Source organism: Streptomyces sp. NPDC002088, assembly GCF_040296605.1.
Classification (GTDB): domain Bacteria; phylum Actinomycetota; class Actinomycetes; order Streptomycetales; family Streptomycetaceae; genus Streptomyces.
This window is the reverse complement of record NZ_JBEOXO010000024.1, coordinates 21,974-35,114: the sequence shown is the minus strand read 5'-3', so window position 1 is coordinate 35,114 and position 13,141 is coordinate 21,974. Positions and strand designations below refer to the sequence as shown.

Annotated in this window: 14 protein-coding genes and 1 pseudogene; 4 read left to right on the top strand and 11 right to left on the bottom strand. The window is 69.0% G+C overall.

Translation table 11 applies throughout. From position 1 onward, the window contains the following. Positions 1-44: 44 nt before the first annotated feature. Positions 45-656 carry a TetR/AcrR family transcriptional regulator gene (locus tag ABT114_RS37595; RefSeq protein WP_351147931.1) on the bottom strand — a complete coding sequence of 204 codons (612 nt, stop codon included), beginning with the start codon at positions 654-656 and terminating at the stop codon, positions 45-47. Between the two features lie 69 nt (positions 657-725). Here ABT114_RS37595 and ABT114_RS37590 point away from each other — a divergent pair, with 69 nt between their 5' ends. After that, positions 726-1,556, top strand: coding sequence for an SDR family oxidoreductase (locus ABT114_RS37590; RefSeq protein WP_351147928.1), 831 nt, complete (start codon positions 726-728; stop codon positions 1,554-1,556). A gap of 158 nt (positions 1,557-1,714) precedes the next feature. Here the strand turns inward: ABT114_RS37590 and ABT114_RS37585 are convergent, their stop codons facing one another. Further along, positions 1,715-2,029, bottom strand: a complete 315-nt coding sequence (locus ABT114_RS37585) for a hypothetical protein (RefSeq protein ID WP_351147925.1) — start codon at positions 2,027-2,029, stop codon at positions 1,715-1,717. Between the two features lie 919 nt (positions 2,030-2,948). Between ABT114_RS37585 and ABT114_RS37580 the strand changes: the two genes are divergently transcribed. Further along, positions 2,949-4,190, top strand: a complete 1,242-nt coding sequence (locus ABT114_RS37580) for a PP2C family protein-serine/threonine phosphatase (protein ID WP_351147923.1) — start codon at positions 2,949-2,951, stop codon at positions 4,188-4,190. 247 nt (positions 4,191-4,437) lie between these two features. On the opposite strand, the gene ABT114_RS37575 is transcribed toward ABT114_RS37580, so the two are convergent. The 3 genes from ABT114_RS37575 to ABT114_RS37565 all read right to left on the bottom strand — a co-directional run bounded on the left by ABT114_RS37575 (position 4,438) and on the right by ABT114_RS37565 (position 6,368). Next, positions 4,438-4,710 carry a hypothetical protein gene (locus ABT114_RS37575; RefSeq protein WP_351147920.1) on the bottom strand — a complete coding sequence of 91 codons (273 nt, stop codon included), beginning with the start codon at positions 4,708-4,710 and terminating at the stop codon, positions 4,438-4,440. A gap of 338 nt (positions 4,711-5,048) precedes the next feature. Beyond that, positions 5,049-5,624 (bottom strand): DUF5994 family protein, encoded by a 576-nt coding sequence (locus ABT114_RS37570; RefSeq protein WP_351147917.1) that lies wholly within the window; start codon positions 5,622-5,624, stop codon positions 5,049-5,051. A gap of 360 nt (positions 5,625-5,984) precedes the next feature. After that, positions 5,985-6,368, bottom strand: a complete 384-nt coding sequence (locus tag ABT114_RS37565) for a PRC-barrel domain-containing protein (protein WP_351147914.1) — start codon at positions 6,366-6,368, stop codon at positions 5,985-5,987. Positions 6,369-7,317: 949 nt separating this feature from the next. Here ABT114_RS37565 and ABT114_RS37560 point away from each other — a divergent pair. Continuing rightward, positions 7,318-7,587, top strand: a complete 270-nt coding sequence (locus tag ABT114_RS37560; protein WP_351147911.1) for a hypothetical protein — start codon at positions 7,318-7,320, stop codon at positions 7,585-7,587. A 498-nt stretch (positions 7,588-8,085) separates the two neighbouring features. On the opposite strand, the gene ABT114_RS37555 is transcribed toward ABT114_RS37560, so the two are convergent. From ABT114_RS37555 to ABT114_RS37530, 6 genes are all read right to left on the bottom strand, one after another. Further along, on the bottom strand, positions 8,086-8,802 hold the full coding sequence (locus tag ABT114_RS37555) for a GAF and ANTAR domain-containing protein (protein ID WP_351147909.1): 717 nt from the start codon (positions 8,800-8,802) through the stop codon (positions 8,086-8,088). A gap of 117 nt (positions 8,803-8,919) precedes the next feature. Beyond that, a complete protein-coding gene (locus tag ABT114_RS37550) occupies positions 8,920-9,681 on the bottom strand; it encodes a GAF and ANTAR domain-containing protein (protein WP_351147906.1) in 762 nt (253 codons plus the stop codon). Further along, positions 9,678-10,319 (bottom strand): hypothetical protein, encoded by a 642-nt coding sequence (locus ABT114_RS37545; RefSeq protein ID WP_351147903.1) that lies wholly within the window; start codon positions 10,317-10,319, stop codon positions 9,678-9,680. The genes ABT114_RS37550 and ABT114_RS37545 overlap by 4 nt, the downstream gene beginning before the upstream one ends. A 56-nt stretch (positions 10,320-10,375) precedes the next feature. Then, positions 10,376-10,801 (bottom strand): STAS domain-containing protein, encoded by a 426-nt coding sequence (locus ABT114_RS37540; protein ID WP_351147901.1) that lies wholly within the window; start codon positions 10,799-10,801, stop codon positions 10,376-10,378. Between the two features lie 212 nt (positions 10,802-11,013). Further along, positions 11,014-11,472, bottom strand: coding sequence for a nitric oxide synthase oxygenase (locus ABT114_RS37535; protein ID WP_351147898.1), 459 nt, complete (start codon positions 11,470-11,472; stop codon positions 11,014-11,016). Next, positions 11,432-11,920: a nitric oxide synthase oxygenase gene (locus tag ABT114_RS37530; protein ID WP_351147895.1), complete on the bottom strand. Its 489-nt coding sequence runs from the start codon at positions 11,918-11,920 to the stop codon at positions 11,432-11,434. Before ABT114_RS37530 ends, ABT114_RS37535 begins: the two co-directional genes overlap by 41 nt. A gap of 232 nt (positions 11,921-12,152) precedes the next feature. Here ABT114_RS37530 and ABT114_RS37525 point away from each other — a divergent pair. Further along, positions 12,153-13,073 (top strand): annotated as a pseudogene (locus ABT114_RS37525) (bifunctional transcriptional activator/DNA repair enzyme AdaA); the annotation flags it as partial. Positions 13,074-13,141 lie beyond the last annotated feature (68 nt).

The following is a 13,141-nucleotide window of genomic DNA, read 5'->3' as shown; positions in this document are numbered from 1 at the left end:
CACTGGGCTCTGGCCTGCCCCACCATGACGACATCATGCTTCAGTCAGTGATCAGCGGTGCGCAGTCCGGCCAGCAGAACATCGAGCAGGTGCTCGGTTCGTCGGGGTGAGGCGTTGCTTGTGCGGGTGAGGAGCTGGTAGAGGACAGAGCCGATGAGAGCGTCAGCGACCGCTTCGAGGTCGGCGTCGGCGCGGAATTCGCCGCTCGTCACTCCCGCGCGCAGGCAGCTCACGACGGTCTCGTGCTGCGTGCGGGTGTGGTGCCGGTAGAGGCTTTCGGCGTCGTGGGGGCTCTCGGCGGCAGCAGCGGTCAAAGCGAGGATCATGGCCGCATGGTGCGGGTCGCGGACCGATGTGGCGTAGGCCCGGAACCAGGCGGTCAGCTGCTGGGCGGCGCCGTCGGCGATGTGCTGGCCGGGCGGGCGGATGCCGGGCACGGCAGCGAGAAAGCTGTGCAGCACGGCGTCGCCGACGAGGGCCGCTTTGGAGGACCAGCGCCGGTAGACCGTGGGTTTGCCGACCCGGGCCTCGGCAGCGACCTTCTCCATCGACAGACCGGCATAGCCGTCGCGCAGGAGGACTTCCCGGGCTGCGTCGAGGATGGCCTCGTCCCTGCCTGCGTCCCGGGGCCGTCCAGGCCGCCGCACCTCATCCATAGCGGCCCATCCTACGAGAGGTAGACTTCAATTACGAAACGTATCGTAAAGTTAATGGGAGGGGTGCCTGTGGGCACGAACGTGGTCGTCGTCATCGGTGTGGGCGGAATGGGACAGGCCATCGCCCGGCGCCAGGGCATGGGCAACAAGGTGCTGCTTGCCGACTTCAACGAGGAGACTCTCGCCTCCGTCGCGGATCTCCTGCGCGGGCAGGGGCACGACATCGTCACGCAGACGGTCGACGTCTCCTCACGTTCTTCGGTCGCCGCTCTCGCGGACACGGCGGCGCAGCTCGGGCCCGTCGCCCAGGTCGTGCACACCGCGGGCCTCTCTCCCGTTCAGGCCCCCGCCCCCGCTGTCCTGAAGGTGGACCTGCTCGGCACGGCGTTGGTCCTGGAGGAGTTCGGGCGGGTCATCGCGCCCGGCGGAGCCGGCCTGGTGATCTCGAGTATGGCCGGTCACATGCTGCCCGCCCCCCTGAGCGCAGAGCAGGAGCAGGCTCTCGCACACACGCCCGCCGACGATCTGCTGGACCTGCCCTTCACCGATCCGGATGTCGTGGGACGGGGCGCCTATGGGTTGGCCAAGTACGGCAACCGGCTGCGTGTCCAGGCCGCCAGCGCCTCCTGGGGCGAGCGGGGAGCCCGGATCAATTCCATCAGCCCCGGCGTGATCGCCACTCCCATGGGACAGCAGGAACTCGACGGGGACAGCGGCCAGATGATGCGCGCCATGATCTCCGCGTCGGGAACCGGTCGTCTGGGCACTCCTGACGACATCGCCGAGGCCGCCGCCTTCCTGCTCGGCCCCGGCGCCACCTTCATCACCGGCAATGACCTACTGGTGGACGGCGGTGTCGTCGCGGCCATCCGTTCCGGCCGTCTGGCTCCGGGCGCCTGACCCGGAACGCCGGGGCGCGGGGACCCGTCCGCGCCCCGGCCTTGTGTCCGCCGGCTCGCCGAACCGCGGAGGAACGACGGTTGGGCCGGGCCCGGGGCCGGCTCGCCGACCACGGCTACAGGTCCGCATCACCAGGAGGCCACTGCCCCACAGAGGCCTTACGGGCCCCAGTGCCGGTATGCCTCGATCCACTCGGCTCCCTCACGGGCCGGGGTGGGCAACGGAAGATCGAGAATGCCGATCGTCTGCCGATGCCTGCCGCGCGCGCAGACCGCTACGATCTGGCCGCCGGGAACGAGGTCCACCTTCCTGACCGTCACCTCAACCCCGAGAACGACCGTCTCGAACGGGACGGCGAGATGCTCTGCGATCATGGTGAACAACCCAGCGAGCTGCTCCTCTTCGGCGTAGGCATCCACGGTGGCTTGTGCGACCAGGTCGTCGAGCTGTGTGTTATTCCGCTGCTTGCCCATGGTCACCACGGTATCCACGAGGCAGGCCAGGGGAGGCACGCCAATCGAACTCCGGGCGAAGTGGTCCAGCGCCTCGCCGCAGAAGGCGTTCTGCTCGTCGGTGTTCGCCGCGGTGACGTGCGAAAGGCGGCAGCAGTGTTGGCCTTCTGCGGGTTGCCGACCTGCCCGGGCTCTTGTGGGACGGATCGGGGGACGGCCGTTACACAGGCATGGTGATCACTGCGATGCCGGGACAGGACTTCGTGGCAGGTCTCTGCCGCCAGCGGTTGTGCCGCTGTGGTCAGCTGAACTATGGGTTGCCTTAACGAAGGTTGGTGGATACGAATGCGGATAATGCCAACCGTCAGGTGCGGCTGAGCTTCCTTGGCTGATGTATGTGACGGAACTGTAGCGTCGGATTCCGGCCGCACCGAATGCAGCCCGCCTCGTGCGTGATCAGCCCGTGAGCGTCATGGTCCTGCGCGGTCGGGCGGCGGATTTGAACCCACGACCTCTTCGTCCCGAATGAGGTTCGGGCGGGATCCACACCCGCCTGTTTGGCATTCGTGCAGGTCAGGGCAGACGGCTTCCGCCGTACCTACGCGGATCGGTCTGCCACCGGGCGCCGCTGCTCCCCACTGTAGGCGAGCACACCCTGCCAGGCGTCACAACGACATGGAGAGCAATCTGTTCTGACCGCGCGTGACATGCCGCATGTGGCGTAATGGGCTCTTTGGGTTGGCCGGCCGCGTCACTCTGTGCGGGTTGATCACGGTCGTGTCAGGAGCTCGTGTGTACAGATCACGTGAGCGGGTCAAGCGCATCCGCCGTGACTGTCGGATGGACCCGAGGACGTCGGGGCGGTCGCTGGATCCGCGGCACGAGATGAGCAGGGACACGGTGGTCGAGGCTTTGAAGTCGCCGGTGCGGGGGTTCGGCTGTGGCGGAAGGTGAGCGGCCGCCCGACAAGGGCATGGTGGACCGGTCGGAAGGGTTCGGTGAGCGGCTGCTGGGGGTGCTGCTGGACCGGGCACACGAGATGCCGCCGCAGCTGATCGCCCCGCTGATCGCGGAAGAGGTGGCCAGGGTCGGTGGCCGCGACGTCTCGATCCTGCTGCAGGACTACGGCCAGCTGGTGCTGGTGCCGCTGCCGGGTCGGCGGCTGATGGTCGGCGAGCCCGAGCCGATCGGTGACTCTCCCGCCGGCACGGCCTTCCTGTACGCGACCGTCGCCGAGGTGCCGCAGTCCGACGGCGTCCGGATGTACCTGCCGTTGCTGGACGGCAGCGACCAGGTGGGCGTGATGGCCCTCACCCTGGACACCGTCGATGACGACGACCGGCGGCTGCTGCGCAGGCTCGCCGGCCTGGTTGCTGACATGCTGGTCACCAAGCACAGCTACACGGACCAGTTCTTCCTTGCCCGGCGCCGCGAACCGATGAGCGTGGCCGCGGAGATCCAGTGGTCCCTGCTGCCGCCGCTGGCGATGTCCATCCCGCAGGTCGCGGTGGCCGGAATCCTGGAGCCCGCCTACAACGTCGCAGGCGACAGCTTCGACTACGCCCTCAACGAGGACATCCTGCACGTGGCCATGGTCGACGCGATGGGCCACGGCCTGGACGCCGCCACGATGGCGACCGTCGCCGTCGGGGCCTACCGGCACGCCAGACGTGCCGACATCGGCCTGTCCGAGATCTACGCGTTCATGGATCGGGCGATCGCCGAGCAGTTCGGGCCCGACCACTTCGTCACCGCGCAGATGATGCGTCTGAACATCGCAACGGGTCACCTGCAGTGGGTCAACGCCGGCCACCCCGCACCACTGCTGATCCGCGACCACCGGGTCGTCCGGCAGCTGGGAGGCCCGACCACCTTGCCGGTCGGCTTCGGCGGTGAAGAGCCCCAGATCAGCCAGCAGATGCTCCAACGCGGTGACCGAGTGCTGTGCTTCACCGACGGCCTGATCGAGGAGCACGAGGCCGGCGAAGAACAGTTCGGCGAGGAACAGCTCATCCACTGGGTCAACCGCATCGAACACGGGGAGAAGGGAGTACGAGCGGTGGTGCGCTCGCTCTCCCACGCCCTGAAGCAGCAACGGGGCGGCCGCACCAGCGACGACGCGACCCTCTTCCTGATCGAATGGCGCGGGGGCGCAGCCGACTACCTTGCCGTCCTGGAGTGAGCCGACAGCCGCACCACCATGGACCGAGCCGACGGCCCGTAGACCCGCTGCCGCGAACACGCTGCCGGTAGAGCCGGCTCCGCGATCCCCCATGGTCATCGTGACCTGCCCGACAATTCTGGTCGGCATCTCACGCCATGAGGAGACGGGATGGTGTTGGTACGTACCCGGCTGGCGGCCACGGCCCTCGTAGCCCCGTCCCTGTTGCTGGGGGCAGTCGCCTCGCCGCACCGGCTCCAGGGTCGCGTCAGTCGCGTTCCTCCTCCTCGGCCTCCATGAGCCGGATCCCCTGATGCGTCAACATCACCATCGCGGGTGTGTTTCCCTGCGCCCAGTCGACGGTGATCAGCTCTTCGCCCACCAGATATGCGCAGGCCGCGGCCAGATCCTGCTCAGGGACCTGGAGATCGTCACGCAGCCTCGCCCCGGTGACGCCGAGGAGGCGATTGCCTTCCGTGGCCTCGTACAGCATTTTCATGATCGCTTGGCGGTAGTTCTTCCGCTCGTGCAGTGTTGCCATGATGGCGGGTCTTTCAGCGTCCGTTGCAATGGATCGGCGAGAACGGCACCAGCGCGGAAGCCGGTGTGTGAAGGAAGCCGGCGGAGTGGGGCCGCGTGGCCGTCCGTGTGCGGGAGCCCCTGGGGAGTGGGGAGTGGTTCCGGCGGCCTCCGGCCTCGGGGGCGGCCGACGACGCGGGTTCGGCGACGGCTTGCCTGGGTTGTTTCTCCAGGTAGGTGGTGTCGTAAGAGTGGGGACCGTTGCTTTCCGCGTGCTTGCGTTGAGCCGGGTGATCACCAGGGTGGCCGCGACGGTCAGGATCAGTAGGGCGCTGAAGGCCACGGCGGTGACCATGACGCTTACTTCGCCGTGATCAGGCGGTACGGCCGGGCGGCAGCCGCCCGGTAGGAGGAGGCGGCATCCCAGTCCTCCCAGGTGTCCTCGGAATCCTGGTCCCGGTCAGCATGGGAACTGCCGTGGAGGGCGTGTTCCGCTGCCATGAGCGCGCTCGCGGTCGTCGGAGGGCGGGCGCTGTCGCTCGCGCCGGCCATCAAGCGGGCGGCTGCCGGGGCGCTGGTCTCCGGTGGTATCACCAGCAGGTTCCAGCTGCCCGTGGTGTGGGACAGCAGCAGGATCTTGTGGGGGTCCAGCTCTGTAGTGAACCAACCGACTTTCACCACGTGACCGTTGACGGGCACTCGGCTCGGGATGGTAGGCCAGTACGTCGGGTTGACGGCGATCCGGGTGATCCGTCCGGACAGGGGGTCCAGTACGTCGGCCAGAGCGGAGAGTTCGTGTGTCAGATCCCGGGAGCGGGGCCACCAGGCACCGTCGAGGGGTCCTCGGGACGTGCTCACGGTTTTCAGCGCGAGGCGAGCGGTCGGAGCCCTGAAGGGCACGATCCGCAGCGGGGGTCGGTCGGTGGTCGCGGACATCGCGCGCACCTGTCTCCCGGCCGCTGCTTGGGGCGGCGGCCCGGTGTTGTCACTCGCCGAGAACGACACCGGCATGGCGGCTGGTGTGCGAAATACTCTCGATGCCTCCACGCTACTCCCGCGGCACGTCGGATGGACCCCGGCGAGGCACCGGTTCCGAACGCCGCCCATCACGCGCCGCGCCATCATGCACCGCGCGGGTCCGCCCGGGTCGCTTCAGACCTCGTCCGTCTGGCGGCCGGACAGATCCTCATCGACACCGGGGCCGATCGAGCGCGTCCAGTCGCGGCAAAGGACCCCGCGGCGAAAGACGCTGAGGTGGGCCGGGAAGGCCGGAGCACGCCCTGTCGCCAGGCAGCGTCAAGACCGTCGGCTCACCCACGCCCGGCCTGGGACGATCGGGACGACTGTATGTCCGTCACATGGCTGCCGCCGGAATCGGCACGCGGCCGATGGCGGCCTCGGATGGAGCGACGGCCGGCGCGTCGGGACCATCGGACGTAGGCGATGGCCACGTCGGCTCTTGGCGTAGGAGACCTTGAGATAGCCCGGCCCGAGGACTGCCTCGTCGAGGGAGACAAAAACCTGGCGGTGGCGGGTCGGCAGCCCGGCCCGCACGGTGGCCACGGCCGGTTCGTCGGTGGTGGTGTCCACATAGATCGCTTCGAGCACGCCGATCTTGCGCCCCTTCGCGTCCACCACATCATGGTCGCGCCACTCACGGATATCGGCTGCCTGGATCATGCCCCCTCCCTTCCGGGCGCGGCACCCTCACGAGGCACGTGCCAACGGCTCCGGCGCAAACACGCCGGAGCCGCCCTTCCGGGCGGTTCACGTGAGAGTGAACCAACCCATAACCAACGATACTGCGGTCCGCACGGCTCGGACGTTCCCCCGGCCGGCCCCTTCGCAGCGGCTTTGGGTCCGGGGTGCGGCGTCCAGCGGAAGCGGGTCGCTGGTCCGGGGTCTGCCGGGCGCGCGTCTGGTCGTACATCATCGTGTGCCGCTTGCCTGTGCATGGTGTCGGCCGGACGCGCATCGGTGATCGTTCCGGAGGGAGCCGTGCGGCTTCAGTGCTCGCCGGGTCCCCGACCGCCGTCCCGGACCGGTCCGCGTCCCACGAGTACGGCTGTCGTCGCGAGGACGATCAGGACGGTGATCACCACGATGAACACGGCTGCCATTCCCCAATTCCTCCTAGAGAATTCCGCGTAGATGCCTGCCGGGTGGTGTCCGCACGACTACGGCACCACCCGGGGCTTTCGTGGTCACCGTCTGAAGGCGTGCCTCGCTTTTGATTACCTGTGGCCGCCGTCGGAACGGATCAGCGGAAGGAGAGGAATCCGTGACATCGCCGGACCTCCGGATCGCGGGAATCTCCTGGTTCCGCGGGGGCCGGGCGGAGCGGGAAGGGGGAACGCCTCGCCCGAACGATCCGGAGTGGCATGGCCCTACGCCGTGCTGTCAGTCAACGCCCGGCATCCTCCCGCGTCAACGGGACTTCGGCACAGGGGAGTTCTTGGGGCGGGTCTGGGGCCGCTGAGGTGAAGGAGGTTTCGGTGAAGGTGTCCGGCGGTCACTGTCGGCAGCCTTCGGGTAGGACCTATCGGTAGTCCTCGGGCAGGACTACGCTGTGGGGTGAGGCCCCAGTCCCCGGTACCGATGCTGTGTTCCGCTCACGGGGAGGCCCGCTGTGTTCGTTCTGCTTCTCGTCCTGATCGTGGTCTTGTTCGGCTTCGGTTTCCTCCATCCCATGTGGTGGGTCGCCGCAGCTGTGTTGGTCTTCGGAGCCGCCCGTTACGGCCGCGGGGGCCGAGGCCGCGGCGGGGGGTCCGACTTCGGTGAGTACCAGGACTACCGGGACCGCCGGGAGCGTCAGGACCGCTGGGATCGCCGCTACAGCCGACAGCACCGAGCGCGCTGGAACCGTGAGGACCGGCGGGATCGCGAGCGCCGCGGGTGACCGACAAGGTGTCCGCCGGCGCCGCCTGCGAACGGTGGCCGGCCGCTGCCGCCAGGTCCGTTCCGAAACGGCATCGAGGCCAGAACGCGTACGTCATGCCCTGTTCCGCTCGTCGTGCATCTGCTCTACGGTCAGAGCAAGGCAGGCGGGACTGCGTTCGTGTCAGGAATCGACGCGACCGGCAAGTCCCCCACTCAGGCTCCCAGCCCCCGAGTCGCAATCGAGGCCGGCCGGAGCCGCATCGCCGGAGAACGCGGCTCCAGCTTCCGTCCTCCTGGCGTTTTCCACTCGGGGTGCTCCCGCCACCCCGTCGCCGCGGAGGACAGTGCGCGATGACACGATGGCCGGGGGGCCTCGCGTCGTCGCGACCACGGCCGTCGCCGAACACCATCGGCGGCGGCCGTCCGGTCCGGGAAGCAGAGTCTGTGAATCGCAGCTCCTGGACCGCAGCCCGTGAACCACAGCCGGGGAGCTGCTGCTGACCGGCCGAGACATCGGTCAGGACCTCAGGCCGGGCAGGGCTTCGGAGTCGTCGATGAACGCGCGGGCCAGGTCGGACAGGCGCCGGTTGTGAGCACGGGCGTAACCGCGCAGTGTGGTGAAGGCTTGTTCCATGTCGATGCCCCGGCGTTCGGCGAGTTTCCCCTTGGCCTGTTCGATCAGGACGCGGCTGTTCAGCGCGCTCTGCAATTGCTCGTTGAGGACGGTGCTGCGCTGCGCGGTGCGTTGTTGCAGCAGGCTGATGGTGGCGACGTCGGCCAGGGCCTGGGCGAGCGGCGTGGAGTCCGGCTCGAAGGGGCCTGGGGTGGCATGGAAGAGGTTCAGGGCCCCGACGACCTCGTCCCGTAGACGCATCGGCAGGGCTTGGACCGCCCCGAACCCGCTGCGGTGGGCCGTCGCGACAAAGCGTGGCCAGCGGTCGGACTCCCCGCTCAGGTTGGCGACGATGACCGGTGCGCCGGTGCGGAAGCAGTCCAGGCAGGGCCCTTCGTCGTTCTGCAGCTGGAAGAGCTCCAGCAGGCGCACCTGTTCGTCGGAGGCGGCCATGACGCGGAGTTCGCCGTCGCGGTCCGCGAGCAGCACGCCTGCGGCACTCGCGCCGAGCATGCCCACACAGCGGTCGGTCAGAAGGCGCAGGAAATCGATCAGGTCGAAGTCGGCGACCAGGTTGTCCGCCAGCTCGACGAAGGTCTTGGCCAGGAGTCGCTGATTCATCGTGCACACCCTCCGTTGAGACTGATCCCGGCCCGGGTGAAGGGACGGGAAGCGCAACTCACTTCTTTGTCCGGTTTCCTGGTTCGGCTTGTTCGGCTTCTTGGCCCGGCAAAGGTGTCAGGCTTCATCGTGGGTCTGATCCGTGTCCGCGCCCGGGGGGAACGTGAGCCGGTGGGCGACCACGTCGGCGGCCACCGCGGCGAGGCGGCGTCCTCTCGCGTAGGCGTAGGCGCGCAGCCGGACGAAGGCTTCTTCGGCACTGACTCCGAGCTGGGCCGTGAGCATGCCCGTCGCCTGGTCGATCTCCGCCCGGTACGCGCCCAGGTCCTCGTAGCGACCGTCCGTCGAGCATCCGCCGGCCAGGTCCTCTTCTCCGTCGATTCGGGAGTCGAGCAGGACCAGAGTGGCGGTGTCGGCGAAAGCCAGCGCGTCGGCCAGCTCGCCCGCGTTCAACCGGCCCGGGACTTGGGAGTACAGGTCCAGAACTCCAGGGCTGATCGCCCCCATTTGCAGAGGGAAGGCGAAGACGGCGCGTGCCCCGGCTTCCAGGGCCGCGTCGGCGAACACGGCCCAGCGATTCTGCACTTCAGCGGTGAGCAGATCGGGCGTCAGTATGGCCGAGCCCTGCATGAAGGCATCCACGCAAGGCCCCTCGCCCAAGGTGAGCTGGAGTTCCTCCAACTGCTCGCTGACATCGTCGGTGCTGCACAACGGATGGCTCGCCGCGGATCTGGACATCGCGGAAAGTCCGGCCCCGCCGACCGGCAGTGCGGCCACGGCAGCGGTGCACACATCCACCACGCCGACCCGGGCACCCCGTCGGGCCGCCTGCTCGGCGACCAGTACCTGGATCCGGGCCGACCGGCTGTCGGACCTCACCCGGGCCACCGTATCCAGGCTTCGTGCACAAGATCCTCCAGCCTTGCCGCCGTCCGCTCCCCGAGGGGGAGAACCAGCGCACGGAACGTGGTGGGGCTTGTCGGCCTCCGAACCTCTCCGACGTCCAGCCATCCCGAGGAGCGGAGCGAGTCGAGAGTCGGGCGATCGGCCTGATCCACCAAGGTGGCGCCGAGAGTGGCCTGGTGGTCGGTGAGCAGCCTCTCCTGCAGACGGTGGGCCAGCTTCTGGTCCTGCGGGTACGGGCGGACCAGGGTGTCGCTGATCGCGAAGACACTGCTGGACTTGGTGATCCGCTCAATGCTGCGTGGTAGCGCACCGTCGAAACCGAGCCACCAGCGGCCGTCGCTGAGTAGGGGGAACCCGAAGGCGCACCCCATCAGACTGTCCGTCTCCGCGATCACCATGGCGAACCCCGGCCGGCGGATGTCGCCCGCCAGATGGTTCAGGAAGTCCTGGCGGCTGGGACTGCGGTATGCCTTACCGGATCCCGTCGCGCAGGACTCCTCGTACAGATTCCCGAGATCCTCACGGATGTCCTCCACGAGCCATCGGTTCACCCGGCGCAACCGCACCGCGTCCGCGCCGGTATCCACGCTGGAGTTCACGCTGGAGTTCACGCGGGGCTTCTCGTCTGTGCGGGGCTGCCGTGACCGTCCCTGATGCGGCCGAGCCATCACACCGCACCGCCCGCGAGGGCAGGCACAGGCGGAACAGGCCGATGCGGCGGGACGGGGGCGGTCGTGGCCGGGGCCTTCTCGGGAGGAGGCGGCAGATGCCCGAACGGAAGGCCCAGGAGCAGGAATTCGCATCCGGCGACGTCGAGCATGAGGACCAGCGTCGGCGGCGGATGGTGCAGTCGCAGTGTCCCCCCGGCTGCGGTGATGCGCTGTGAGGCGTTGAGGAAGGCGTTGAGGCCGCTGCAGTCGCAGAAGGTGACGGGGGTGAGGTCGACGTCGATGGTGCGGATGCCGTCGCGCAAACACCGTTCCAGCGATGCGCGCACCAGGGGCACCGTCTCCAGGTCGATCTCACCGGCCAGCGTGATCAGTGCCCGATTCTTTCGGTCGTGACGGTAGATGGTGAGCGGCGGAAGGGTCATGACGCCTCGCTTCGGAAGCCCGTCCGGCAGCGGACGCGGTGGCGCCGGGCTCCCGGCACCGTCGCCCCACTTCCGGCAGCGGAGTACATTCGGCGGAGGTCGGGCAACGGCCGACTGGCCGGCCTGCGCGGCAGAACTGCGGACCCACCCGGTTCCCTCCAGGGATGCGCCGGGCGACGGGCGAAGGGCCCGCTCCCCGCGGCGATCCGTGCTCAGCAACGACATGCCGCCGGGGTCTGGGACGTCTGCACAGCAGCGTAGTCCTCGCTCGGTGCGACGGACGGCCGGAGCGGCTCATTCCCAGCATGTGGACGGTATCGAGGCATGGTGGCGTGCGCATGCCCAGTGCACCGCACGGTACTTGGGAGTCCAAATTTGAACCTCTTCGTCCCGCATGAGGTTCCATTGAAGGGCGCTGCCGGGTAGGAGAGACCGCCGATGCGCAGCCGCATGTGGGAGATGGCGGGCACCGCGTACCAGCGCAGGCCGAGGTCGGCGAACCAGCCGAGGGCGGGGTGGACGATCGGGACTTCGAGGACGGTCCTCGTCGGGGATCTCGAACATGCGCAGGCCCTGCTCCCCGGTCTCGATGACGAGGGGGAACACGTCGAACGATGTGCCGGGAGGCGGTCAGCCCAGGCGGGTGGCGAGTTCGGCGAGGCCGAAGCCACGCGGGTCTCCGGTGTAGCCGCCCTCGAACCTGAGGTGGCCGGCGTACCGGACGAGCTGTTCGTTCCAGATCAGTACGGGCGGACCGGCGGCGTCGTCCGGGCCGAAGATCGTGATGACCGGCCGGATCCGGCCGCCGTTGGTGGCGGCCCGCAGATGGGCGACGCACTCGGCGGCCACCTCGGCGGCGTCCGTGACGTCTCTGCGGTCGCGCACCTGGAGGCTCTGCCAGTAGAGCCGGCCGATGCAGCGGGCGGAGTTCCGCCAGGCCACGCGTGCGCCGAAGGTGAGTTCCTCGGGAGTGTGCCGGTACGTTCCGGTCTCGTCCATCTGCCGGCGCACCTCGGCAAGGCGGGGATACAGCAGGTCGCCGCGGCCGGTTTCCTGGTGGTACTGGCGGAAAAACGCCTCAGCCTCGCCGAGATCGACCACCCAATTCCCGGAGCGCACTCCGCCTCCCCCCTGACGGATTGTCATCGGACGTCCTCACTGCGGCCGTTCGGCCGACGGTAGGGGACATCCTGGAGCGGGTTCGATCGGACGATCATTCCAATTGCTGAGGTCCTCCGCGGCCATGGCACGCGCCCGGCCCCGGATCACCATGTCCGATTCCCGCCAGACGCGGCGGCGGAAGTGAGGCAAAAATGTCGGCGTGCTGGATTTCGAGACCTCCTACCGAGCCATGGCCAGCAGAGACTCCCGGTTCGACGGGACCTTTTACGTGGCGGTCACCACGACGGGCATCTACTGCCGCCCCGTGTGCGGCTCACGCACACCGAAGCCGGAGAACGTGCGCTTCTTCCGTATCGCCGCGGCGGCCGAGGCAGCCGGCTTCCGGGCCTGCCGCCGCTGCCGTCCCGAGGTTCACCCCTCCTCACCCGAGTGGAACGTGCGCGGCGACCTGGTGGCCCGCGCGCTGCGGCTCATCGCGCGCGGCGCCGTGGACGAGATCGGCGTGGCGGGCGTCGCCGCACAACTCGCCGTGAGCGAGCGCCATCTGCACCGTCAGCTCGTCGCGGAGGTCGGGGTCGGCCCGCTCGCCCTGGCCCTGAACCGCCGCAACCAGGTGGCGCGGCTGCTGATCGAGTCCAGCTCGCTGCCGCTGCTGGACGTCGCCTTCGCCGCTGGGTACTCCAGCATCCGCCAGTTCAACGACGGGTTCCGCGCCGCCTTCGGCTGCTCGCCGCGGGAACTGCGCCGCACCGGGAAGACGCGGGGGAGCGGACAGGCCGCGGCGCCGTCCGGGACAGGGGCCGACGGGGCACAGGGGGCGCAGGCGGAGCCGCTGGTGCTCCGGCTGCGCTACCGCCCTCCGCTCGCGGCGGCCGCCCTGCTCTCTTGGTTCCGGGACATGGCGCTGCCCGGCGTGGAGGACGTCGGGGACCGTCGGCTCCACCGGACCCTGCGGCTGCCGCGCGGCGGCGGCCGGGCGGAGCTCGACTTCACCGGCGCCGGGTCGGACCGGGACGCGAAGCACCAGCAGGTGACCGTGCGGCTGTGGCTGTCGGACCTGCGGGACGTCACCGCCGCGGTACGGCGCTGCCGCGACCTCCTCGATCTCGACTCCGACCCTGCCGCGGTGACCGAGGCGCTGGGCCCGGACCCCCGGCTGGGTCCGCTGGTCCGGGCGACGCCGGGTCTGCGCGTGCCGGGCTGCGCGGACGGCTTCGA

Coding starts and splice junctions, on each gene's coding strand:
- ABT114_RS37540 (WP_351147901.1), bottom strand. CDS start 10,801: ATGACCCTTCCGCCGCTCACCATCTACCGTCACGACCGAAAGAATCGG.
- ABT114_RS37585 (WP_351147925.1), bottom strand. CDS start 2,029: ATGGGCAAGCAGCGGAATAACACACAGCTCGACGACCTGGTCGCACAA.
- ABT114_RS37555 (WP_351147909.1), bottom strand. CDS start 8,802: ATGAATCAGCGACTCCTGGCCAAGACCTTCGTCGAGCTGGCGGACAAC.
- ABT114_RS37595 (WP_351147931.1), bottom strand. CDS start 656: ATGGATGAGGTGCGGCGGCCTGGACGGCCCCGGGACGCAGGCAGGGAC.
- ABT114_RS37575 (WP_351147920.1), bottom strand. CDS start 4,710: ATGGCAACACTGCACGAGCGGAAGAACTACCGCCAAGCGATCATGAAA.
- ABT114_RS37570 (WP_351147917.1), bottom strand. CDS start 5,624: ATGTCCGCGACCACCGACCGACCCCCGCTGCGGATCGTGCCCTTCAGG.
- ABT114_RS37565 (WP_351147914.1), bottom strand. CDS start 6,368: ATGATCCAGGCAGCCGATATCCGTGAGTGGCGCGACCATGATGTGGTG.